16 protein-coding genes are annotated in these 22,738 nt (G+C 46.9%); 9 read left to right on the top strand and 7 right to left on the bottom strand.

Annotation, left to right across the window (positions count from 1 at the left end):
• Positions 1–18: 18 nt before the first annotated feature.
• Both nudC and murI read left to right on the top strand, forming a co-directional pair.
• Complete coding sequence (gene nudC, locus OLMES_RS21775; protein WP_087463191.1) at positions 19–966, top strand: NAD(+) diphosphatase; 948 nt, start codon at positions 19–21, stop codon at positions 964–966.
• Between the two features lie 89 nt (positions 967–1,055).
• Positions 1,056–1,907 carry a glutamate racemase gene (gene murI, locus OLMES_RS21770; protein WP_087463190.1) on the top strand — a complete coding sequence of 284 codons (852 nt, stop codon included), beginning with the start codon at positions 1,056–1,058 and terminating at the stop codon, positions 1,905–1,907.
• 79 nt (positions 1,908–1,986) lie between these two features.
• On the opposite strand, the gene OLMES_RS21765 is transcribed toward murI, so the two are convergent.
• The 4 genes from OLMES_RS21765 to OLMES_RS21750 all read right to left on the bottom strand — a co-directional run bounded on the left by OLMES_RS21765 (position 1,987) and on the right by OLMES_RS21750 (position 8,683).
• On the bottom strand, positions 1,987–2,994 hold the full coding sequence (locus tag OLMES_RS21765) for a DUF2156 domain-containing protein (RefSeq protein ID WP_087463189.1): 1,008 nt from the start codon (positions 2,992–2,994) through the stop codon (positions 1,987–1,989).
• A 96-nt stretch (positions 2,995–3,090) separates the two neighbouring features.
• Positions 3,091–3,744, bottom strand: a complete 654-nt coding sequence (locus OLMES_RS21760) for a class I SAM-dependent methyltransferase (RefSeq protein WP_087463188.1) — start codon at positions 3,742–3,744, stop codon at positions 3,091–3,093.
• 493 nt (positions 3,745–4,237) lie between these two features.
• Positions 4,238–6,400: an EAL domain-containing protein gene (locus OLMES_RS21755; RefSeq protein ID WP_232465170.1), complete on the bottom strand. Its 2,163-nt coding sequence runs from the start codon at positions 6,398–6,400 to the stop codon at positions 4,238–4,240.
• 138 nt (positions 6,401–6,538) lie between these two features.
• Positions 6,539–8,683 carry an HDOD domain-containing protein gene (locus tag OLMES_RS21750; RefSeq protein ID WP_087463186.1) on the bottom strand — a complete coding sequence of 715 codons (2,145 nt, stop codon included), beginning with the start codon at positions 8,681–8,683 and terminating at the stop codon, positions 6,539–6,541.
• A gap of 688 nt (positions 8,684–9,371) precedes the next feature.
• Between OLMES_RS21750 and OLMES_RS21745 the strand changes: the two genes are divergently transcribed.
• The gene (locus OLMES_RS21745) at positions 9,372–10,844 is read left to right on the top strand and encodes a MinD/ParA family protein (RefSeq protein ID WP_087463185.1); all 1,473 of its coding nucleotides are present in this window, start codon (positions 9,372–9,374) and stop codon (positions 10,842–10,844) included.
• A gap of 270 nt (positions 10,845–11,114) precedes the next feature.
• Here OLMES_RS21745 and OLMES_RS21740 read toward each other — a convergent pair whose 3' ends face one another.
• The gene (locus tag OLMES_RS21740; RefSeq protein WP_087463184.1) at positions 11,115–12,155 is read right to left on the bottom strand and encodes an IS110 family RNA-guided transposase; all 1,041 of its coding nucleotides are present in this window, start codon (positions 12,153–12,155) and stop codon (positions 11,115–11,117) included.
• 106 nt (positions 12,156–12,261) lie between these two features.
• Between OLMES_RS21740 and OLMES_RS21735 the strand changes: the two genes are divergently transcribed.
• From OLMES_RS21735 to OLMES_RS21720, 4 genes are all read left to right on the top strand, one after another.
• Entirely contained in the window at positions 12,262–13,134 is an 873-nt protein-coding gene (locus OLMES_RS21735) for an alpha/beta hydrolase (protein WP_087463183.1), read from the top strand.
• Positions 13,135–13,511: 377 nt separating this feature from the next.
• Positions 13,512–15,038: a fatty acyl-CoA reductase gene (locus OLMES_RS21730; RefSeq protein ID WP_087463182.1), complete on the top strand. Its 1,527-nt coding sequence runs from the start codon at positions 13,512–13,514 to the stop codon at positions 15,036–15,038.
• A gap of 428 nt (positions 15,039–15,466) precedes the next feature.
• Positions 15,467–17,410 (top strand): acetate--CoA ligase, encoded by a 1,944-nt coding sequence (gene acs, locus OLMES_RS21725; RefSeq protein WP_087463181.1) that lies wholly within the window; start codon positions 15,467–15,469, stop codon positions 17,408–17,410.
• Between the two features lie 97 nt (positions 17,411–17,507).
• Positions 17,508–18,170, top strand: coding sequence for a response regulator transcription factor (locus tag OLMES_RS21720; RefSeq protein WP_087463180.1), 663 nt, complete (start codon positions 17,508–17,510; stop codon positions 18,168–18,170).
• On the opposite strand, the gene OLMES_RS21715 is transcribed toward OLMES_RS21720, so the two are convergent.
• Together OLMES_RS21715 and OLMES_RS21710 are read right to left on the bottom strand one after the other, a co-directional pair.
• Positions 18,167–19,351 carry a GGDEF domain-containing protein gene (locus OLMES_RS21715; protein ID WP_157678443.1) on the bottom strand — a complete coding sequence of 395 codons (1,185 nt, stop codon included), beginning with the start codon at positions 19,349–19,351 and terminating at the stop codon, positions 18,167–18,169. The genes OLMES_RS21720 and OLMES_RS21715 overlap by 4 nt on opposite strands.
• A 192-nt stretch (positions 19,352–19,543) precedes the next feature.
• The gene (locus OLMES_RS21710; protein WP_087463178.1) at positions 19,544–20,455 is read right to left on the bottom strand and encodes a LysR family transcriptional regulator; all 912 of its coding nucleotides are present in this window, start codon (positions 20,453–20,455) and stop codon (positions 19,544–19,546) included.
• 161 nt (positions 20,456–20,616) lie between these two features.
• On the opposite strand from OLMES_RS21710, the gene OLMES_RS21705 reads away from it, so the two are divergent.
• Together OLMES_RS21705 and OLMES_RS21700 are read left to right on the top strand one after the other, a co-directional pair.
• Positions 20,617–21,834, top strand: a complete 1,218-nt coding sequence (locus OLMES_RS21705; protein ID WP_087463177.1) for an acyl-CoA dehydrogenase family protein — start codon at positions 20,617–20,619, stop codon at positions 21,832–21,834.
• A gap of 81 nt (positions 21,835–21,915) precedes the next feature.
• On the top strand, positions 21,916–22,728 hold the full coding sequence (locus OLMES_RS21700) for an SDR family oxidoreductase (protein WP_087463176.1): 813 nt from the start codon (positions 21,916–21,918) through the stop codon (positions 22,726–22,728).
• Positions 22,729–22,738 lie beyond the last annotated feature (10 nt).

Raw genomic sequence — 22,738 nt, 5'->3', positions numbered from 1 at the left:
GTTGTCAATGAGCTTCCTATGGACCCACTTTCTTCCCAGTTTCAACCGAGCGATATGTTCCGATATGCCGTGGTGCCGCCTTTGAACTTGTCCGGCTTGACGGTTTCCGAATTGATCGCATGCGCTGAGCAGAATGGAGCCCCGGATATCCAATTTGTTTTGTTGCTGGCGGAATCTTCCCCGAACACTGCGGCCAGCCCTCGGCTTCAAATTGCGGCTCCATCTCAAGCCGAAGGGGCACCGCTTTGTTCAACTGCCCTGTTGTCCTCATTGGAGTTGAACTGCGATGGTGTCCCTCTATTTCTGGGTTATTGGCAATCCAGGCTGTGTTTTGCGGTCGTCTCAAGTTCAACAGTGCTTCCCCCGGGATATGAATCCGTGGGATTGCGAGATCTGTTGTTGCGGGAAAACAAAGATGTGTTCTATCTACTGAGTACAGCATTGCAATTGTATCACTGGAGCGTGAATCACCGTTTTTGCGGTCGCTGCGGGTCGGTCACGTCGGAGCTCAAGGATAGTACTGACCGTGTTCTGGTTTGTGAGCAGTGTGACAGTCATTATTACCCCCGTATTGCACCCTGTATGATGGCATTGGTGACACGAGGCCCTGAAATCTTGCTGGCCCGGGCTCATCACTTTCCTCCTGGTCGCTTTTCTGTGCTGGCGGGATTTGCTGAGGCAGGGGAGACGATAGAACGAACTGTCCATCGGGAAGTTAAGGAAGAAACCGGTCTGAAAGTCAAAAATCTACGCTACTTCTCATCTCAGTCCTGGCCTTTCCCGCATCAGTTGATGTTAGGGTTTTTCTGTGAATATGACAGTGGTCAATTGATTCTGGACGAGAATGAGTTAGCCGAAGCCGAATGGTTCCATTACAGCGAGTTACCCCAGGTATCAAGCACCTCGACGTTGTCGGGCCAGCTTATTGAGGCCGCCGTGGCGGAGTTGCGTCTTCGCTTTCCCTGAGATAGATCCAACTTAAGCGCATTCAGTCTCATCCGTATACGTAATTCGATGAAATAACAACGTGATTGTCAGGTTCAGTGAGTCGGAAAATGTCACCAAATCATATTCTTGTCTTTGACTCAGGCGCGGGTGGACTTTCCATTTGTCACGCACTATATAAATCGGGAAATAGTTTTAATATCAGTTACCTGGCAGATGATGCCGTTTTTCCCTACGGTGAGTTATCGGAAGCTCAGGTAACACAGCGCATGCTCCAGGTTGTATTGCCCTGGACGAAATCTCTTGCTGGTACAGCGGAGCTTCTCATCGTTGCTTGTAACACCGCAAGTACACTGATTTTACCGTTTTTGAGGGCTAATTTATTGATTCCTGTGGTGGGGGTTGTGCCTGCAGTCAAACCTGCGGCGGCTAAAACACGCAGTGGGCGAATTGGCTTGTTGGCGACTCCGGCAACAGTTAACAGAGCCTATACAGAACAACTGATAACAGATTTTGCCCCCGGTATGGATGTTGTGAAGTTGGGGAGTAGTGCCTTGGTAACCCTTTCTGAGTCTTATCTCCTGACCGGGTATTTTGATTTGCCCGCTTTACGAAAAATCGTATCGCCATTGTGTCGTGCAGACCAGTACGGTGTATTTGTTGATCAGGTTATTCTTGGGTGCACGCACTTTCCATTTTTGCTCGGTCCCCTGAGAGAGGCGTTCATCGCTGAAGGTCACCCATTTGCCCAACGTGACGACTTCTTTCTGGACTCTGGTGGCGCTGTTTCCCGAAGAGTTCATTCCTTGATCGAAATCCAAAGCACGAGCCTGCATGCTGACTCGAATACGATTAAACTCCATTACACTGATCACAATCGTTCAGCTGGTTACTGGTGTGAAATGGCAGGGTTTGCACTGGGTACTTCAGTTTCCGTTTCTGCATTCTCACTTTTTTCGTAGTCACCATAACATCGTGAATACAAAAAAAGCCCACGGGTGTGGGCTTTAATCAAAGGAGGTCTGTACTGCTTTGTTATTATTAGAAAATACGAGTTAGCTTGAACATACTGACAAACTCAAGCATTGGTAGTGCGCCTTTATGGCAGCAGTATGTTTTCTCGATGTCGCCGCGGAATCGGGATTTTGTAAATTCCAGCCCTTTGAAGTTGTAAAGGAAGTTACCTTTCTCGTATACCACTTTAAGCAGGTTTTTCAGAACTTTGGATTCTTGCTCTTCAACGTCTTTTGCCAGCATAAGAGGAATGAGGCCCAAATCCAGGTACGGAACGCCTTCTTCCTTGAACACTTCCATTGCGTGTGCCATCAAGGTGTAAAAGATACCCTGTTTGAAGTCAGCGCATGCTCGAGAAATGTTGGGAACATAGCTGACAATCTGGCCCTTTTCGTAAACTGGATCAAAGTAAATAAAGCCAACGGCTTTGCCATCCTGATACGCATAAAAGTGACGTTCGTTTTCTTTGTAACCCATGTTCATTGGGCGGATTAGAAAGCGAATTTCGTTGCTTTTGCATTTTCGGGTTTTGATCCACGCATCGGAAATTTCGCGGGTGTGGTCATCGCTATAACGTTCTTTTACTTCAATTCCATTTTTTTCGGATTGATTAATGGCAGTTCTCAAAATTTGCTTTTTCTTCCCTTTGAGAGACCATTTTTGTAAATCAATTCGCGACTCGGAACCAAACTGTGTGCCATACAGGCCAAATTTGCGGTGCAGGATATCCACGACGGCTTTGGTTACTTGAATGTAACACGAATTGGGGTGCTTCTTGTGAAACTCAGTCAATATTAGCTCGAAATTTGATTCATGAGTGACAGGGTTTGAGAGCACATAGCTTTTCCCCCACGTTCTCATGTAACCAATAAAACCGATGCCGGGCATATCGAAGTACTCCATACCAGGCTGCAGAGTTGAAAATGACTGAGAATGTGAACCGTACTTTTTCAGGTATTCAACGCGCTCTGAAAAGGTAAAGCTGTTATTGCCGGATACTACAAGTCCGTCCAGGACTAAAGTTTGGTCGTTCATTGTTGACAGGCCTCTGACGTTTCATTTTTATTATGTTCTTTTGTGTATTTTTTATAGGCGGAACTATCCTGTAGTCCGCTCTAAAAACGCTTCAGCTCAAACTTCTTTTTGTGCCATTACTGACCAGTAGGCATTGAGTTTTAGCAGGCTGAAGTATTTTTTGTCCTGGACTTTCAGGCCCAGTTTTTCCATATGTTCCGGGTAGTTATATATCTTGTGCACGGCATTGTTGGCCATCACCCAGAAGATGGATACGGCGATGAACCAGTAGGCGTTTTTAAGTGCCCGTGTCACAATATTTCCGGTAGGGTAGGAGAAGTCACCCACAACAATCTTGGCCTCAGGCTTGGCCAGTTTGATGAGGTGTTCCAAAATTTGGAGCATCATGTCTTCATAGAATACATTGAGGAAAAAGTTAGCAACGACCATATCGTATTGCTCAAACTCTTCCACTTTAAGAATATCGCTATGAATTTGACGAATCTTGAGGTTGGGGTTGGTCTTGTTGAGACCATCCTGGAATTTTTTAAGCATGGTTTCGGACAAGTCTACGACCGTCACATCTGCACCCAGTTCCGCCGCCCGGATTGCGTCTTTTCCATGACCAACACCCGCGAACAGAATTTTATCGCCAGGATTGACATTTTCGACTTCGAGCATGGCAACTTTGCAGTTGTGAATCGACTTGCCACTGTAGATACCGCTTAAAAAGTCGTAAGCAGGGCCGATCAATTTATATTTGTCTTTCATGTCTCTTTACTTCTTGTTCGATGGTGTTGATTTTGTTTTTTATGATTTGTTGGAAGGAATAGTATAAGGATGGTATCCAAAATTATGTGCGGAACTACTCATTTTGTGTTGGTAGTGCGTTACAGGAATGCAAAAAATCGCAAAATAAAACAGTTTGTTGCATTGGATTGTAAGACAATCTTAAGAGAAATTGTTAGACAGTTTTGGGGCGATTCTGTTTGACACTGACCTGAGGTCATTTAGTTAGACTGAGCTAATATGCACTCGGGCACATGATAAAAATGGCCTGTACTGGGTAAGGAGAGGCGGTTGAGTAATTAAGATCTGGGAATAAAACTAAGCATACGAAGTGGACATGAATATAAGGGCGACGTCACCGTGTGATAACCGTTTTAATCGGCAGTGCACAAAGTAGTGCATTAGGTCATGTAATTCCTACTACGACACAATTTCACGATGACGTAAGTGCATCATTAGCAAGTACATGACTGAATCAAACCGCTTCATACTGGTTTTTCTGCTGGCTGTTTTTGTGCTCAGCAAGCAAAGTCAGAATATACTCTGCAGGTTGCGGTCGGCCAAAGTAAAACCCTTGTACTTCCTGACAGCCGAGTGCTTTCAAATATTTCAGCTGGGTTTCCGTTTCTACGCCTTCTGCAACTATATTCAGTTTTAGCCCCTGTGCCATTGCCACGATTGCATTCACGATACAGGCTTCATTTCGCTTTTCCTGGATGTTCTTGACGAATGACTGGTCCACTTTCAGTGTGTGGATCGGCAGTGTGTGTAGGTAGCTCAGAGAGGAGTAACCTGTGCCGAAGTCATCAATCGCAATGGTGATTTTATTCTCAGCGAGCATACTCAGGGTTTTCACCATGTTTTCCAGGTCATTCATGATGACGTTTTCGGTTAGTTCAATCTCAAGCTTTTCCGCTGGGAAATCGTAGCGTTTTAATTGTGCGATCAAGGCTTGCACGAAACGCGGGTGTTCGATCTGTTTAGGGGAAAAATTAACCGCCAGACGGATATTGTGATAGCCTTCCTGAAACCATTTTTTGACTTCGTTGCACGCTGTTTTCAGTACCCAATTGCTGATATCCACGATCAGCTTGGTTTCTTCCGCCAGTGGCAAGAATTGGGAGGGAGAAAGTACGCCTTTTTCGGGGTGGTGCCAGCGCACCAATGCTTCCACGCCGATAATTTCCCCTGATTGTGCATTGACTTGCGGTTGGTAATACACCTTAAGTTGATCATCTTCGAGGGCTTTGCGCAGGTCGCGCTCCAGGATTAACCGATTCGAAGAAGGTGTATTCATGCTGCTGACAAAGAATTGATAACCATCTTTTCCGCGGCTTTTCACGTGGTACATGGCCACATCCGCGTTTTGTATGATCTGCTCTACCGAAATGCCGCCCTCCGGATACATCGCGATACCGATGCTGACGCCAATGAACACATCGTGGTCTCCCAGCTTGAAGGGCTCTTTGAGCTCCTGAATTAGCTTCTTGGCGATTTTACGTGCGTCTTCTCGGGAGTTAATTTCCGGTAGCAGCAGTGTAAACTCATCGCCACCAAACCGTGATAATGTATCACCTTCCCTTAGGCAACCTTCCAGTCGTGCAGAGACTGCTTGCAACAAGCGATCCCCCATAGCATGACCCAGGGTGTCATTGACGACTTTGAAACGGTCCAGATCGAGAAACATTACCGCGAGACGCTCACTGTTTCGTTTCGCTTGGGCGATGGCTAAGTTCAGGCGATCTTTGAACAGGGACCGGTTCGGGAGCCGTGTCAGCAAGTCGTGGTAAGCCTGAAAATTGATGAAATCTTCTGCTTCTTTGCGTTCCGTAATGTCTCGCGCTGTGCCGTAGGTACCGATAAAGGTTGGATTAAGGGACTGGCCTTCGGCGTTGAAACTTTTTCCGGTTTTTCGCTCAATTGGAAAAATGGTGATATCAAAGAAACGGTCTGGTCGATTGCTGTCCGAGGACTTCAAGTGCATTTCAAAATTGCGAATACCCTTATTAACAGCGGTGTTTTGCTGAAACAGGTAGCGTGCTTTTTTGAGTTCATTCTCCGCGATAATAGCGGTATATTTCTGACCCAACAGTTCCCTTTTCTTGAAGCCCAGGATTTTCTCGATTTTGTTGTTCAGGAAGGTGAACTTACCCTCTTTATCGAGCATGAAAACAATATCTGGTGAACTGTTAACAATGTACCTGTGCAGCTCTTCTGAACGTTGTAATCGTCGCTGCATGGCACCGTGTGCGCTTTCGAGCAGCTTTTTACTGAGCGCACTTTCTACGGTCGCAACCAGTTCCTCCGGATCATAGGGTTTTTTCAGGTAGTCGTAGGCACCGCGACGAAGGGCCTTGCTCACCGCAGAAAATGTGGATTCGCCACTGACGACAATTGTTGCTGCATCGATACTGTTTTCGGCCATAAAACCCATCACTTGATGACCGTCCATGTCTCCCATGTTCAGATCGAGCAATACCAATTCGTATTTTTGCCGAATCAGCTGCTCACAGGCTGCTTTCCCGCCCAGGGCTGTATCGACTTCATATTGATGGCTGTTCAACAGTTGTTTAAGACTGGTGACCAACCGTGGTTCGTCATCGACTACGAGTATGCGTGCATTGTTTGGGCTAGGCATTGGCGTCAGATTTTTCATGGTTTCTACAATGGGTCGCTGTGAGTTCAGTCGCTGTTGTTGAATCGGTGCCTATCTGTTTTATTTTTATTGTTGTGATTTTTTCAAGTACTTTTTAGCAAGTGGTTCGCTTTCTGTGCGTCAGCTTTCCGCCGTGTCGGGAATGAGTATTTGAAACTCGGTTCCTTCACGAGTGCTTCTGCAACGTATGCTGCCATCCAGTTCAGTAACCAGGTTTCGGGTAATACTCAAACCCAGGCCAGAATGATGCTTTCCCTTGGTTGACGAAACTGGATTGAAAATTTGTTTCATTATAGTGTCTGGTATTCCGGGTCCATTGTCAGAAATCAAGACTTCCAGAAACTGTTTACCATTTACGTTCACATGACCCGTGGTCGTGATTGTAACCAGGCCGCCATCTTGCAAGGCTTCGGCCGAGTTTTTGAGCAGGTTTGTTAATATTTGACGAACCGAGTTCCGGTTAGTCTGTTGCGGTGTAATGGCATTATCCAGTTTCAACTGACATTGTATGTTGCGCGTCAGAAATAAAGAACTTTCATAGAGTTGAGCCAGACTTCGAATTTCACCGTTTATATCAACCTGTTTCGCTTCGTGCTTTTGCACCTCATTCAAATCTTTGAGGCGCATGATGATCTGACCCGTGCGATCGATTTCCTCTTTAATAATGTCCAGATCATTCTGGATATCATGATCGTTACCCAGTTTGTGGGACAGAGCCTGAAGGTAGTTGCGAATAATGGTGAGTGGATTATTGGCTTCATGAACCGTCTCATTGACCCGGTTCTTGTATTCTGACAGTTCTGCTTGTGAGGGGGCTTTTGTACCGCGCTCAAAATCTTCCCCATGGACTTTGACTTGTTGCCAATATTGCGCAACCTGGGCCGCGAACAGTTGTAACAAGCGTTCTGTACCTGCAGCGGGTGAGCTCGAATGGCCCATGACCAGTACCCCGACAAGCTGTTCCGAAAAGAGCAGCGGTACGCACACCATTTCAGGCGATTGCGTTCGTCTGATTAGCTGCTGGTCTACTACGGGAAGCGGGCCGGAGAAGACAGATTGGTCTACTGAAGACAGTATTTTCTGTTCCATTGCTGCGGTTGCGACCAAGCTTCGATTTGCTTGAAGGACGATACGAATGTCCTGATTATCCGTGCTGCTCTTAACTGCGCTTAAGTGAGCCCCTGCGGAGTCCAGTTGAAACAGCATGGCATTTTTGAAACCGAAAAGCAGATCGCTGGTTTCTTTGAGCTGCAAGAGAAAGTCCGCCTCAGTGTGCGCATTCTGGAAATACAGTGAGGTAGACTGGATCAAGCCGATATTTCGCACCTGCTCCGCCAGCCGAATTCGTTTGCTATCATCCTGACCGCCGTTGTCCTCCAGGCTAATGCCCATAGACTCAGCTACTTTGCTGACCTCGGTGTGGACTTGCAGGGCAATTTCATGGGTTAGTGATGCGGTTAAGTCAAATAACTGATCTGCAGCTTCATAGCATGCATTGTCAGCTTCACCAAACGAGTCAAGGGGATTCTCCGCAAATCCTGACGATAACATAAGCTGGGTTGCGCATTGATTGGAAAGGTAAAGAATCTTAACCAGGGGGTGGGCATCGAGAACGGTATCCAGCGGCGAATGATGGTAGCGGATAGCGTCACCGGTGAACTCGCTCAATCCCCACTCCTGGGATAGCCAAGCTCCAACTTCACAATGGTTGGTCATAAACAGTTCATTCTCCAGCTCGATTTGTTTGTCTCGCGGATTGTCTGCTATGAGATCCTGAACCTGCCGGTATTGATCAGCATAATTACTGCCCAGTACCAGTTCGCCCAAGTTGAGCAACAAGCCTGTCAGATAGGCTTCTTCTGGTTGGGCATACGCGGTTAGTTTGGCCAGCGTTCTTGCCATGAGTGCGCAAAACAGGGATTTGGCCCAGAATTGCTTGAGGTATTGGATGCGTGTCGTGTTGAAACTGGAAAAAAACTGTTGCACGGATGCAGTAATGACAATGGTTTTTACCGTATCCAGACCCAGTAGGAAGAGCGCCTTTTCGATTGAGTTGATCGTTTGCCCGCGGTAATAAAATGGCGAATTGGCCATTGAAATAACCCGTGCCGTAATGGCGACATCTTTACTGATTATGTCGGCAATGCTCTGAAAAGTTGCTGAGTCCTGCTGGCAGCAGTGCAGTAACTCCACCAAAACATGGGGGAGGCTGGGTAGCTTACCTACCTGTAAGTCTCCATGATCAGTATGTGAGTGCCTTTTCATAAAATTCTACACGGTGTGTTAAGTTAGCTGCGCTTCGAGAGTTGAACGTAATTTGGGCATTATTAATCGGTTAATGGCCCTGTTATTGTTGTAATTCGATGTTCAACTTAACGTTATTTAATTTTTTTTTGAGCTACAATGCTGAAGCAGTGGCCTTTGCCTTTAAACGATCTTTCAGGCAAATCAATTCAGACTGTCTAACGAGCTTAAGTCTTCTGAATCGTTCGGTTTTTCCTGCTTTTTTGTGCATCACTCGATCTGCGCAATTGATTACAGCGATCCGTGCAAATTAGTAAAACTAGTGTCCAGATGGTAGATAATAATTGTTAAAAATTAAAGGTTTGTTACGGTTTATTTAAGTAGTTTTTGAGAACTAGCTGTAACTTTTGCAGAACAGATCCGTATTTTCAAATATAAAAATGAAAAAATGTTCATTTTTTTGATTGTGTCACAGTTCTCATCCGTTACAATAATTCCCTTAGCCACTCAATGAGCTCTGTTTCCACGTTATTGTGCACACCACCTCTACTGTAAGCGCTATATCTAATAATAGCTGGTGTTTTAAAGTTAAACAGTTCTCTGTTGGGGCATTCTGGTTCATGCTACTGTCCGTTCTGCCTTAACCTATTTTGTGTCGAGCCAACCTGCACTCAGTTCCACTGAGTAAGAAGGGAACAACATAACGCTTATGACGTCAGAAGTACTTAAACACGGTATTCAGCTTTCCGATTCTGTAGATTTTCCCGCCACTGTTTCGTTTACCAGTGGTAAAGGGGGGGTTGGCAAAACCAGTATTACTGTTAATACCGCAATCGCACTGGCGCGAAGCGGAAAGAAAGTATGCATTTTTGATGCCGATACAGGTTTGGCCAATGTCAACATATTACTGGGGATCACCCCGGAATATACCTTGGAGCACCTGTTTCTGGGGCAGAAATCGATATCTGAAATTATGGTTCAAGGGCCGGGAGGTATCGATATTGTGCCTGGCGCCTCCGGCGTTTTATCCTGCCTTGAGATGGATGCCGGGAAACAGCGCCATCTGAAAATCGCGTTGGCCGAGCTTGAACCCCGTTACGATTATATTCTGGTTGATACTGCCGCGGGGATCGCGAAAGATGTATTGCATTTTGTTGCTGCGACTCAAATTGCGGTGGTCGTGATAACGCCGGAACCTACGTCACTCACGGATGCATTTTCACTCATTAAAGTATTGAAGCGGGGGGGCTATAAGCGCCAGATTTATGTCGTGGTCAATATGGTGTCAGGTCTGAGCAAGGCGAAAGAGGTGTTTCGTCGATTCCAGTTTGCAGTAAAAAAGTATATCGCGGTGGACGTGGCCTATATGGGCTCCATATGGCGCGATGAAAGCATTCGAACGGGCCTTGAACTACAGCGACCCGTTGCGTTGTTGCCGGAATCAGATCCCAGTGCCCGAAGCTTTTATCGTCTGGCGAGCACATTGGAGACATTTTTCGCTCGCCCTGGTTTGGTGAAGCGCTCGTTTGCCCGATATTGGTCGAGAGTAATGGATAATGCCGCAAGGAGTGTTGCAAATGCTCAAGTCCCGGTTACTCCCCGCTCCGAAACAGGTGAGGTTTCTCCGAACAATGGCGAGCCTGATCCCCGTCATCGCATTTCGACACCGCAATCAAACCATAGCTCTCAGGCGTCAAAGCGCGGCGTAGATTTAATCGTTGAACGCGAAAATGAGTGGACAATGCTCCAGGTTCGCGCTTGCGAATTGATTAAAGAAGGGCAAGTGCCACCGCAGCAGGTTGGTGAGTTTGTCCTCAACATGTTGCAGAAGTTGGGGGAGACTGAGCGCGGAATTTATGTTGACCTGGCATTGGCGTTATTGCGTATGGTACGAGTTGATACCGTCAGTCCAGACCAACAACACCAGTTGCTCAGTGAAATTCATGGATTGCTGAATCACTCTATATCCCATCAAGTGGCATCAGGAGTCACAAATCCCGCATCAACAAACTTCAGTGATGCCCGTCCCGGTGTGGAGAGCATGTGTACTGAGAGACCGGCTACAGAGACCATCGCTTCTGAAAATATGAATGTGTCGTCACATTATGAAGGTCAGGCGAAATCCAGTAATCCCTGGCTGGAATCTCTCAAATATGCTGCCTTGGTTGACCATCAAAAATAATTATCTAGTTCTCATTTGAATTGCCTTTTGCTGCGCTGTCTTTGGTGTAGACTAGGGTCTTATATGGACTCCCGTTTATTGTCAATGAGAACTCTATAAACATGCAGGATGCGCTCTTATATACGGGCTCTAATTGAGGTGCTACCTCTGGCCACTGATGTTTTCGCACCTTCCTGACTATTCTGTTGCGCAGTGTTGAACACTTCAGACCCTATCAGTCTCTGGAAGGTCGGTCTTACCTGTTTATATTTTCGCTCTCTTTGACAAGACTTATGCCGCTATTAATAATTGCGGCTTATACTCTTTGTTTTGCTTTATTAACGCATAAGCTGTCCGTACGTTTTTGTTCGCCAAAGCAATCGCTGCAACTTTTTTACCTCGTCTCGCGACCAAGTCTTTTAGCCATACCTCTTTTGGTGTTCTACAGGGACGTTTCTCAAGACTTCTTATCACCGCCAGTGCCCCTTTAAATAAGTGACTACGTAATTTGTTATGCCCAGATAATCTCGATATCGACCCAATCTTTTCTTTGCCGCCGCTACTATGCTGAACAGGTGTGACGCCAACACAAGCTGATGCCTCTCGTCCATTTTTAAAATGCTCCGGATTACTCAAAACTATCCTCAAAGCGATAGCTCCTACCGGCCCCACACCTTCCAAGGCTTGTAAGCGTTGACAAGTCTCGTCTTGCCTAACTTCACGAAACAGGGTTTTTTCCACGTCCGCAATCTCTTCAATCGTTTTCAAGAAACGCTGCCACAAACAGGATAAAACAGAACGAAATGGTATTGATAAATCATTTTCTGCATCTTCCAGGATTCCGGGTATTGACTGCTTTAACTGACTATCTCCTTGAGGGATAGCATAACCAAGGTCAAGCAGAATGCTGCGGAGCTGGTTGCTCAGACTAACCTTTTGTTTGACCAACAAGTCTCTCATGCATTCCATGCTTTGGAGACATTGCTCTTCTAATGTAATTACACGGCTTAACTTTATGTGAGGCTGCCTTGCTGCCACTGCGATTGCCAGTGCATCATTGGCATCGGTTTTCTGCCCTTGGCGAAAGGCCTTCACACTGCGGGCTGAAATAGATTTCACTGTATGTCCGTTTTCTTTAGCATGCCGCGCAAAGTAATGAGCACCAGAACAAGACTCCATGGCTACAACCGACACTTTTTCTTTCACTAAAAGCTCTTTTAACGCATTGCGGCTCATTGTTTTGTTAAAAAACACCGTACCCAAATAATCGGTTTTACAAACCTGAAAAACATTTTTTGCTAAATCTATGGCAATCACGTTAAGCTTCTTCATTGTATGGGCTCCTGGGTTTTGGTTTAGGCGCTTATAACCTTAATCCCATTGCTGGGAGGGAGTCCATACATCTGTTGACGTTTCAAGTAAAACAGCAGGATAACAAATGAGACAGGAAAAAGTTGCTTTCGATAGCCTGGGAGACCAGTTGCAAGGATTGTTATTCACACCGAGTGAGCGTCAAAATTGTGCGTTTTCGGCTGTAATCGTCGCTCATGGTGCAATTGATCGTAAGGAAAACTTCTTCGAATTTGCGCAATACCTGTGTGAATCAGGATTTGTTGTGCTGGCACTTGATATGCATGGCCATGGTGAAAGCGCTGGGCGTCGTTACCACGTAAGAATGTCGGAATGGGTTCCTGATATTGATGCCGCGATTACATTCCTGACAAATCGACCCGAGGTTGATGCAGCAAAAATCGGACTGTTCGGGTTTTCTTCAGGCGGAACTGCAGTATTAAAAGCGGCTGCCATGGATCTGCAACAGAAAGTAGGCGCGGTTGTTACATTGGATGCGACCGTTCGGCCCGTAGTGAATCAGCTGGAAACCCTGGCATTTAACCTGTTGTCGTGGGTCGGAAGTAAAACGCAGAGATGGCTGGGCAAGGATCTCCGAATACCGCTTTATCGTGTCGCGATTTCCCAGCCGGTAGCGGTGGATCCGGAAGTGAACGGGTTCTTTTTTTCAAGTTCGTACCTGAAAGAAGGTTATTCAGCTTATCCATTGCCGGGGGCATTGGAGAGCATCGTTGTTAACATCCTGGAAGATGTGAAAAGTATTCGTGCACCGGTGTGCGTAATTCACGGTGAAGAAGACAAAATTGACAAACCCCAGTCCGGGAAAATGTTATTCGCGAACCTGAACTGCGAAAAGAGTTTGCACCTATTGCCAAATAGTGGGCACGTTGGCCACATGGACTACAACAAGCAGGAAGTTTTCGCTTTGACTCGGGATTGGTTTAGAGCCAAATTAGTGTGAGCTTCAAGGTCTTTTCATGATACGTTAAAACTGAGTAATTACTCCAGTTTTTAGTGGCGTGAAATAGTCAAAAAAGAGCGGTGTGCATCACAAAATTGGCGTAAAGTTGATCATCATGGAATAGAAATGCGTGCCAGTTCGAGAATGTCGCTGTTACGAAATGTAAAGTAACGATAAATAATTAAAAAAAGATAAAGCACAAAAACGATTAAAAAGTGATGAATCGATATCACTCAAAGCCAAGTATTCCGCCTTGCAAGGTGCGGAGAACATGTCGTGTTAACGGCATTCATTGGGATCATGGAGTTAATTGTCCGCATAATGAAATCAAAACGGGCAAGTAGAAGGATTTAAACAATAGGGCAGGCTAGAAAACTATGAGTTCAGAGAATCAATCAATCACCCGGGCTCAGCTCCAGGGTAAAAATGTGTTAGTTACCGGAACCACCGGTTTCGTAGGTAAAGTGTTGTTGGAAAAGCTGATTCGGGAAATCCCCGATATCGGCGGGATTTATTTACTGATCCGGGGTAATAAGAAATTCCCGGATGCCGGCAATCGATTTTTGCACGAAATCGCCTGCGCCTCGATCTTCGATTCGCTCAAGCTTGAAAATCAGGACGCTTTTGATGGCTTTTGCAAGGCTAAAATCAAATGCGTTACGGGGGAAATAACCGAGCCCAACTTTGGTATGGCCCGCGCGGATTTTGAGGCCTTGGCTTCTGAGGTCGATCTGATCATCAATTCTGCGGCGAGCGTAAACTTCCGGGAAGAGTTGGATGTCGCGCTCAAGATCAACACGCTCTCGTTGAAGAATATTATCGAGTTTAGTCGGGTAAACGGTGAAATTCCGGTTTTACAAGTATCGACCTGTTATGTGAACGGATTCAACAAAGGGGATATGCACGAGGAAAATGTAGCGCCGGCAGGCCGCAACATCAAGCAAAACAGTCGGGGTTATTTCGAGGTCGAGCCTCTGATCAGCGCATTACAGGATAAAATTGCGAGCGTTAAAGCCAAGTACACGGGAGCAGAATTAAAAGAGAAACTGGTTGATTTGGGTATCAAGGAAGCCAACGATTATGGCTGGAATGATACCTATACTTTCACGAAATGGATGGGTGAGCAAATTTTGTTCAAAGAGCTTTATGGGCGCTCCCTCACGATTGTCCGTCCCGCTATCGTTGAAAGCACACTGCTGTCTCCGGTTCCAGGTTGGATCGAAGGTGTTAAAGTTGCCGATGCAATTATCCTGGCATACGCGAAAGAGAAAGTGGCATTCTTCCCCGGTAAAAAAGACGGAAAAATTGATATTATTCCTGCCGATCTGGTTGCCAATGGCATTATTTTGGCGGCAGCAGAACTTTTTTACATCCCCAATCGACATAAAATTTATCAAGTTTGCAGCAGTGGCAGTAATCCGGTTACGCTGGGAGAGTTTCGGGATTCGGTGCAGTTTGTTGCCCAGACTAATCACAAGCGGTTTCCGAAATTGTTCTCTCGTAGACCACGCTCACCGTTTATTTTTGTGAATAGAACGGCTTTTGTGGCAACAATGCAGGCCGCGAAGCTGGCGTTGCAGGCGAAACTCAAGTGGCAAAACCGGGATGGTAAAATTCACAGCTCAAAATTGTTGGATAACTTGGATACGGGCATAAAATTGTCCACTGTTTTTTCGTTTTATACCGCGCCAAATTATGTATTCCATAATGACAAGCTGCTGGATTTGGCCGAACGTATGGGGCCGGAAGACCAAGCCACATTCCCCGTCGATGCAGGCTTGATCGATTGGAATGATTATGTTCGGCATATTCATATTCCAGGCTTGCACACGTATGCACTGACTGAGCGTAAGTTATACACCCTTAAATCCAAAGATGCTGCGCGTACTACAAAGGCGGCTTAAATGGTATTGGCCATGGCGCATGGAACTCAAGCGCCATGGTTTCTTACTTCTCAACCTTCCTCGTGTTCTAGTGTTCCATATCCCACTGAAAGGTGTTTCCGTTCTTGAGACTTTAGTCTATCACCCAGAAAACCCGCGCGTTTCTTCTATTCTAACTGTCAAAAAACATATGTTTTTCTGTATATAAACATTTTTGTGATATAAGATCTTGATACTATTGTTCTAATTTATTAATGGAATGCGGTGGTTTGTTGCTTTTTCTGCAGTTTTATAACGATGGATATTAGCGGATTTATAGCGCGGTATGGTGTAAATGCTGCTTGAGGTCTATGTTCTAGACAATGGTCTAATTTTCTGGATGACACCATCAGAGTAGAACTAGTAGGAAAAATAAACACAATACTGCAAAAATAACAAGGGGAAGCACCATGAGTGAAGTTAAGACTTATCCAGTGCCTGAATCCGCCAAGGCTCACACCTATCTGGATAACGAAAAATATCTTCAACTGTATAAAAAGTCGATCGATGATCCTGCTGCATTTTGGGGCGAGGAAGGCAAGCGTATCGACTGGATCAAACCTTATACCCAAGTCAAAAACACCTCTTATGATCACCACAATGTTTCAATCAAGTGGTTCGAAGACGGTACACTGAATGCATCTGCAAATTGCCTGGATCGCCACCTGGCTGAACGGGGTGACCAGACTGCGATCATTTATGAAGGGGATGATCCGGAAGTTTCCCGAAATATTACTTATCGTGAGCTCTACGAAGATACCTGCAAATTTGCCAACGTGCTGAAAGCAAACGGTGTCAAGAAAGGCGATGTTGTTACCATTTACATGCCCATGGTGCCCGAAACTGCGATCGCGATGCTGGCCTGTGCGCGTATCGGGGCTGTACACTCGGTGGTTTTTGGTGGTTTTTCTCCAGAAGCACTGGCAGGGCGCATTGAAAACGGTAAATCGTCAATTGTAATTACTGCGGATGAGGGGGTACGAGGCGGCCGAAGTATTCCTTTGAAACGTAATGTAGATCGAGCCTTAACGAAAGATGGTGCAAAACACGTCGACAACGTTATTGTATTGCAGCGAACCGGCGGTGATGTCGACTGGCACGAAGGTCGGGATCTTTGGTGGCATGATCAGGTGGCAGCGGTATCTGCAGATTGTCCCCCCGAAGAAATGAGTGCGGAAGACCCTTTATTCATACTGTATACCTCAGGCTCTACCGGGGCACCCAAAGGAGTATTGCATACAACGGGTGGATATCTGGTTTATGCTTCCATGACACACCAATATGTATTTGACTATCGAGACGGTGATGTTTATTGGTGTACTGCAGATTTTGGTTGGGTTACAGGTCATTCCTACATTCTCTACGGACCGCTCGCGAACGGTGCAACCACGGTGTTGTTCGAAGGGGTGCCCAACTATCCGGATAGCTCTCGATTTGGCAAGGTCGTCGATAAACATAACGTTAACGTGCTCTACACTGCACCTACTGCCATCCGGGCCCTCATGGCAGAAGGCGATGAGTTTGTTAAGCAAAGCAAGCGAACCAGCCTGCGCTTGCTGGGCAGTGTCGGGGAGCCGATCAATCCAGAAGCCTGGGAGTGGTATCACCGCGTTATGGGAGACAGTCGTTGTGCGATTGTTGATACCTGGTGGCAAACGGAAACAGGGGGAGTGTTGATTACACCTTTACCTGGTGCTACCGATATGAAGCCTGGGTCTGCGACACGGCCATTTTTCGGTGTGCAACCTGCTTTGGTTGATCCTGAAGGAAATATTCTGGAAGGGGCAACTTCTGGTAACCTGGTTATTCTGGACAGTTGGCCGGGGCAAATGAGAACCGTTTTTGGTGATCATGAGCGCTTTGTCCAAACCTATTTCAGCACCTATAAAGGTATGTATTTTACGGGTGATGGCGCGAAGCGAGATGAAGACGGTTACTACTGGATCACGGGTCGCGTGGATGATGTTTTAAACGTGTCCGGACACCGATTGGGTACCGCAGAAATAGAAAGTGCCTTGGTTGCCCATCCTAAAGTCGCGGAAGCCGCTGTGGTGGGTTATCCACACAATATCAAAGGCGAGGGAATCTATGTGTATATCACCCTGACCCATGACGCCCACCCAACCGACGAGCTCAAATCTGAACTGGTGGCATGGGTTCGGCAGGAAATCGGGCCGGTCGCATCTCCGGATCTGATCCAGTGGGCATCCGGTTTGCCTAAAACCCGGTCGGGCAAAATTATGCGCCGGATTCTGCGCAAGATTGCAGCAAATGACTTCTCCAGTCTTGGAGATACATCAACCCTGGCAGATCCAACTGTTGTGGATGACTTGATCGAAAATCGAGTGAGTTAGTCCTGACAAGTAATGGATCGCCTTCTATGCTGATCAGAAGCCGCGTGATTTACCGCGGCTTCTTGTTTCAGCAATTGAACAGGAGTTCGTAGTTCGAATGGCATATCAAATTATCATTGCAGATGACCACCCGTTGTTTCGTGCCGCGCTGCGTCAGGCAGTTAATCAGGCCGTTGAAGACGTTGCCATTCATGAGGTGGATACAATAGCAGCCCTGCAGGATGCCGTAGAAAGTAACAGTGACCTGGATTTGGTGCTGTTGGATTTGAAGATGCCGGGAGCCCACGGCTTCTCCGGGTTGGCATTTATGCGTGGTCAATATCCAGGCTTACCGGTGGTTATGGTTTCCGGGAGTGAGGAGTTGCCTGTGATTCGCAAAGCGCTGGATTACGGTGCATCGGGTTTTATTCCCAAATCATCCTCCTTGCCTGCGATAACCTCGGCGATTCAAGTGGTGCTAAACGGGGAAATCTGGTTACCGGATGACGTTAAATCGAAAGTCGCGCAAATGGAAAGTGCACCAACCGATTTCTCGGAAAAGCTCGCGACTCTGACGCCTCAGCAGTTTAGAGTCCTCGGTATGCTCACTGAAGGTATGTTAAACAAACAGATTGCTTATGATCTGGATGTGTCCGAAGCCACAGTAAAAGCGCATATTACCGCTTTGTTCCGAAAACTGGGCGTGCGTAACCGGACTCAGGCTGTTATCGCAGTACAACAATTGGAAGTGGATAATCCCGGTAGTTCAGACCTCGCTTAAACGGCCCCCTGACAGACAAGGTCAAAAGAAGCGGATGAATCCGGATCGAAAATTTCAACACGATTACGCCCGTTGTTTTTGGCTGCATACAGTGCAATATCTGCCTGTGACAAGAGCTCAATTTCACTGTCGTTAATAGTCGGAATAATCGTAGAGAGTCCGAAACTCGCGGTGAATTGTACTGTTTTGGCATGGACCTTAATGGACATATGCTCAATTTTCTGGCGAAGCTTGTCGGCGAGTAAATATGCATCTTGTTGGGCGGTGTTGGGTAGAATGACCGCAAACTCTTCTCCGCCGTATCGGGCCACAATATCCAGAGAACGGTTTAGCTGACAGCTGATAGTGCGCGCCATTTCTTTCAGACATTCATCACCGATCAGGTGCCCGAACTGATCGTTTATCGCTTTAAAGTAATCCAAATCGAGAAGAATGATTGCGATCGATGATTCTTCTCGAACTGCTCGTTTGAACTCGTAACTTAGTTGAGTCTCGAAAAAGCGTCTGTTTTTCAAACCGGTTAGCGGGTCAATTGTGTTCAACTGGCTAAGTCGTTCAGTTTGTTCAACCAGCTTCATTTTGGTATTGAGCGCACTAAAGTACTCCCGTCGGTGTAAACCCGATATGGCGTAAAGGCCACACACATAAATACTGAAAAGCCAGGCGATGGATGTGGCACGGGGCACATCCGCGACGAGCAGTCCTGCTGCAAGTGGTGTCACCAGTGTAAACAGGTAAATGCTGACAGATTCTTTGGAAGGCGCGAGAGACGTAATCCCTCCGGCGCAAAGCCCTGCAGTTGCAACAAAGAGTGACATCGTGCAATCGGCAAAGGCGGGCGTACTGATCAGATAATAACAAATCAGCCCCCAGACTGCGCCGGATGTGAAAACCCCGAGTTGCAGCGGCCAGAGTGATGGCGTATTGAGCTTTTTGGCTTTCTCCCGATAAAAGAGAACGAGTGCTAGGCGAAGTACCGAAACGGTAAGTACGGCAGCGGTACAAATCAGCAAGGCCGTGTTATGGCCCCGGTTGGTGAGTTCCGACATGGATGGCAGCATTAAAGCGGCCCAGATAAGGAGATAAACTATGGTGCCGATCAGTGAGCGACGTGACAGATCATCCCCGAGCTGTCGGGTGATCTGGTCCCGGTATTTGGGTTCAACTAGCTTGCTATCCATAGTTCTGATACCTGATTCTTCACTATATTGATATTGTTTTTGTAAGTATTGAGCGTGAAGAGGGCTCGAATAATGGCCAGCTAGTTTGCGCCTGTTGTTCCGGTTTGGCAAACCCGAGTGATTCATATTGGGGCTTTTTTCACCATTTCTATCCAGTTTCGTGATCCAGCTCTCATCATTTGGGCGTGAGCATCAAATTAGTGTCGAGACACCCAACTCGAGTATTTTTTCCCGCAGCCAGCGGTTGCCTGCATCCTTTTCGACATTTTTATGCCAGTACAGATGTACATCAATGGGCGGAATCTCTACCGGCATAGGATAAATTGTATTCTCACCGGAGGCATTGAGAATTCTGGCGTAGGTTTGCGGCATGGTGAGCAGTAAATCGCTTTGTTGCACCACTCTGAATGCCGCATAGTAGTGTTGGCAGCGCAGACTTATCTGACGCTGTAAGCCATGTCGGCTGAGTTCGAAATCTTCAACACCCGGGCCTTCCGAGCGCGAAGATACCAGAATGTGTTGTTGGCTCAGATAACCATAGATATCGAGCCCTGCATGTAGTGCAGGGTGATTGTTGCGGGCAATGACAACCAGATTATCTTGGGACATCAGTTCATGATGGATATCGTCACTTACCGCGAGCAGGACATCCAAGGCGAAATCCAGGCGTCCGGATGCGAGTTGGCTCTCAAGGTCTCGCCTGGGCAAGCGTTGACTGATAATACTGATGTTCGGTGCTTCACGGTTCAAATAGGCGAGCAATTGTGGCAAACACGTGGCTTCAAGCACGTCGCGCAGGCAGAAGGTAAATTGTCGCTCACTACCGCGAAAATCAAAATCGGAATCCGGTGTCAGGGTGTTCTGCAATACCTGTAGTGACTGGCGCACATCGTTCACAATGCTTCGAGCCCGTGCCGTGGGCTCCATCAAAGACCCTTTACGCACAAACAGAGGATCTGCGAACTGCTCCCTCAAGCGTGCCAGGGCATGGCTCACCGCGGGTTGTGTCAAATGCAGTACATCTGCTGCCCGCGTGAGATTTCCTTCGTTATAAATTGCCTCGAAGACAATAAACAGATTCAGGTCTACCTTGTGAAGAGACATATGCAGCCTTTGTAGAATTCAAGGGTTTCGGGCTATCGGTTGTACTTACAATCATGAATCAAATTAATCAAGACTAATTAAAACTATTCATTGGTTTTATGTGAAGTCCGAGAGTAGTCTTTTTCTCCATCAAATAAAACCCTGAACAGAGGTCATTCAACATGGATTTTTCGATCAGCGCCAAAGCTCAAGACTATCTAAAGCGTGTTAAAGCCTTCATGGCGGAAGAAATTATCCCGATTGAGGATGAATACTTCCGGACCCTGCGTCAGCAGGAAAATCCGTGGGTTGTCTTGCCCGTCATTAGAGAATTAAAGGCCAAGGCGAAGGCGGCAGGGTTGTGGAATATGTTTTTGCCGATGCCTGAATACGGTCCCGGTTTGACCAATGCTGAGTATGCGTTGATCGCAGAAGAAACCGGGAAGAGCTTCATTGCGCCGGAAATATTCAATTGTAATGCCCCTGACACGGGAAATATGGAAGTACTGGCACATTTTGGTTCTGAGGAACAAAAGGCGCAGTGGCTGGCACCGTTACTGGAAGGCGAAATCCGTTCGGCTTTCTGCATGACTGAGCCGGATGTCGCTTCCTCTGATGCCACCAATATGGCTGCAACGGCAATGATTGAAGGGGATGAAATTGTTTTGAATGGCCGCAAATGGTGGAGTACCGGAATTGGCCATCCCGATTGCAAAGTCCTTATTTTTATGGGTCTGAGTAATCCTGATGCCCCCCGGCATCAACAGCACTCCATGGTGTTGGTACCGAAAGATATGCCTGGCGTAAAAGTCGAACGCATGTTGCCTGTTTTTGGTGATCTGGATGAACCTTATGGCCATGGCGAAGTCAGTTTTACCAATGTCAGGTTGCCCGTTTCCGCTGTAATCAAAGGTGTGGGACGGGGGTTTGAAATTGCTCAAGGTCGCTTGGGGCCGGGCCGGATTCATCATTGTATGCGCGCAATTGGCGCTTCCGAGCGTGTTTTGAAGTTAATGATTGAGCGTGCCATGAGTCGCGAAGCATTCGGCAAGCCGATTATTAATCTGGGCGGAAATCGCGATATTGTCGCCAATGCCCGAATGGCAATCGAACAAGCTCGATTATTAACGCTCAAAGCGGCGTGGATGCTTGATACCAAGGGTGTTATGGCAGCCATGAGTGAAGTTTCACAAATCAAGGTCGTTGCCCCCAATGTCCTGCAGACCATTACAGATCAAGCGATTCAAATGCACGGTGGTGCGGGGATGTCTGATGACTTTCCTCTGACCCAGATTTACGCTTACGCCCGATGTTTGCGTTTAGCGGACGGCCCGGATGAAGTTCATCGGGGTCTGATATCCAAATTTGAATTGGCGAAGTACAAAACCAAAAGCAAATAGAACGAATTGTCTTACACGGTCGAATAAAAAGGCAGGACGAGAATCAGGCAGGACAGTCAACATTACCAGGTAGGAAAAATAATGCTAAAACGAGTGTTTATAACCGGCGGAGCCAGTGGTTTAGGGAAAGCAATCGCGATGCGTTACGCACGTGAGGGACATCAGGTGTGTATTGGCGATGTAAATCTGGAGCGGGGAGCTGAGGCCGAAGCAGAGCTGAAAGCATTGCAGCCAGATTCATTTTTTCAGCTGTGTGATGTGCGGGATGAGAACAGTATTCTGGCAGTAAAAGACGAGCTGATGAAGCGTTGGCGCGGGGTCGATATTGTTGTCAACAATGCGGGTGTTGGCGGAACCGCAGGCGGCATCGAAGAGGTTTCACTGGCCGATTGGGATTGGGTTGTCGATATTAACCTGATGGGGGTTGTCCGCGGTTGTCGTGTCTTCACACCGGTATTCAAAGCTCAGGGAGACGGTTACTTTGTCAATATTGCCTCTGCTGCCGGTCTCATGAATGCCCCGAAAATGGCGGGATACAATGTCGCGAAAGCGGGCGTGATTTCGTTGTCGGAAACGCTAAGAGTCGAGTTGAGTGATGACGGTATTCATACCAGCGTGGTCTGCCCCGCATTTTTTCCGACGAACCTGACGGAATCCCTCCGGTCTCACCAGGGGGGGGTCCAGTCCGCCGTAAACAAGCTCATGAAACGTTCCGGAGTAACGGCAGAAAATGTTGCGGATGCGATATTTGATGCCGTCCGTAAAAAACAGTTTTGGGTGGTGACACACAAACCTGAAAAACGGATGTGGCAGCTCAAACGGGTCATGCCGGATGTATTCAGCTTTGTCATGGCGTATCAGACCAAAAAATTCCTGGCGAAGAAAAAAGCATGAGATTGTGGAG

This window comes from Oleiphilus messinensis, assembly GCF_002162375.1.
In the GTDB taxonomy this organism is placed as follows: Bacteria; Pseudomonadota; Gammaproteobacteria; order Pseudomonadales; family Oleiphilaceae; genus Oleiphilus; species Oleiphilus messinensis.
Note: the sequence above shows the minus strand (reverse complement) of the source record. Positions and strands in the feature narration are given on the sequence as shown.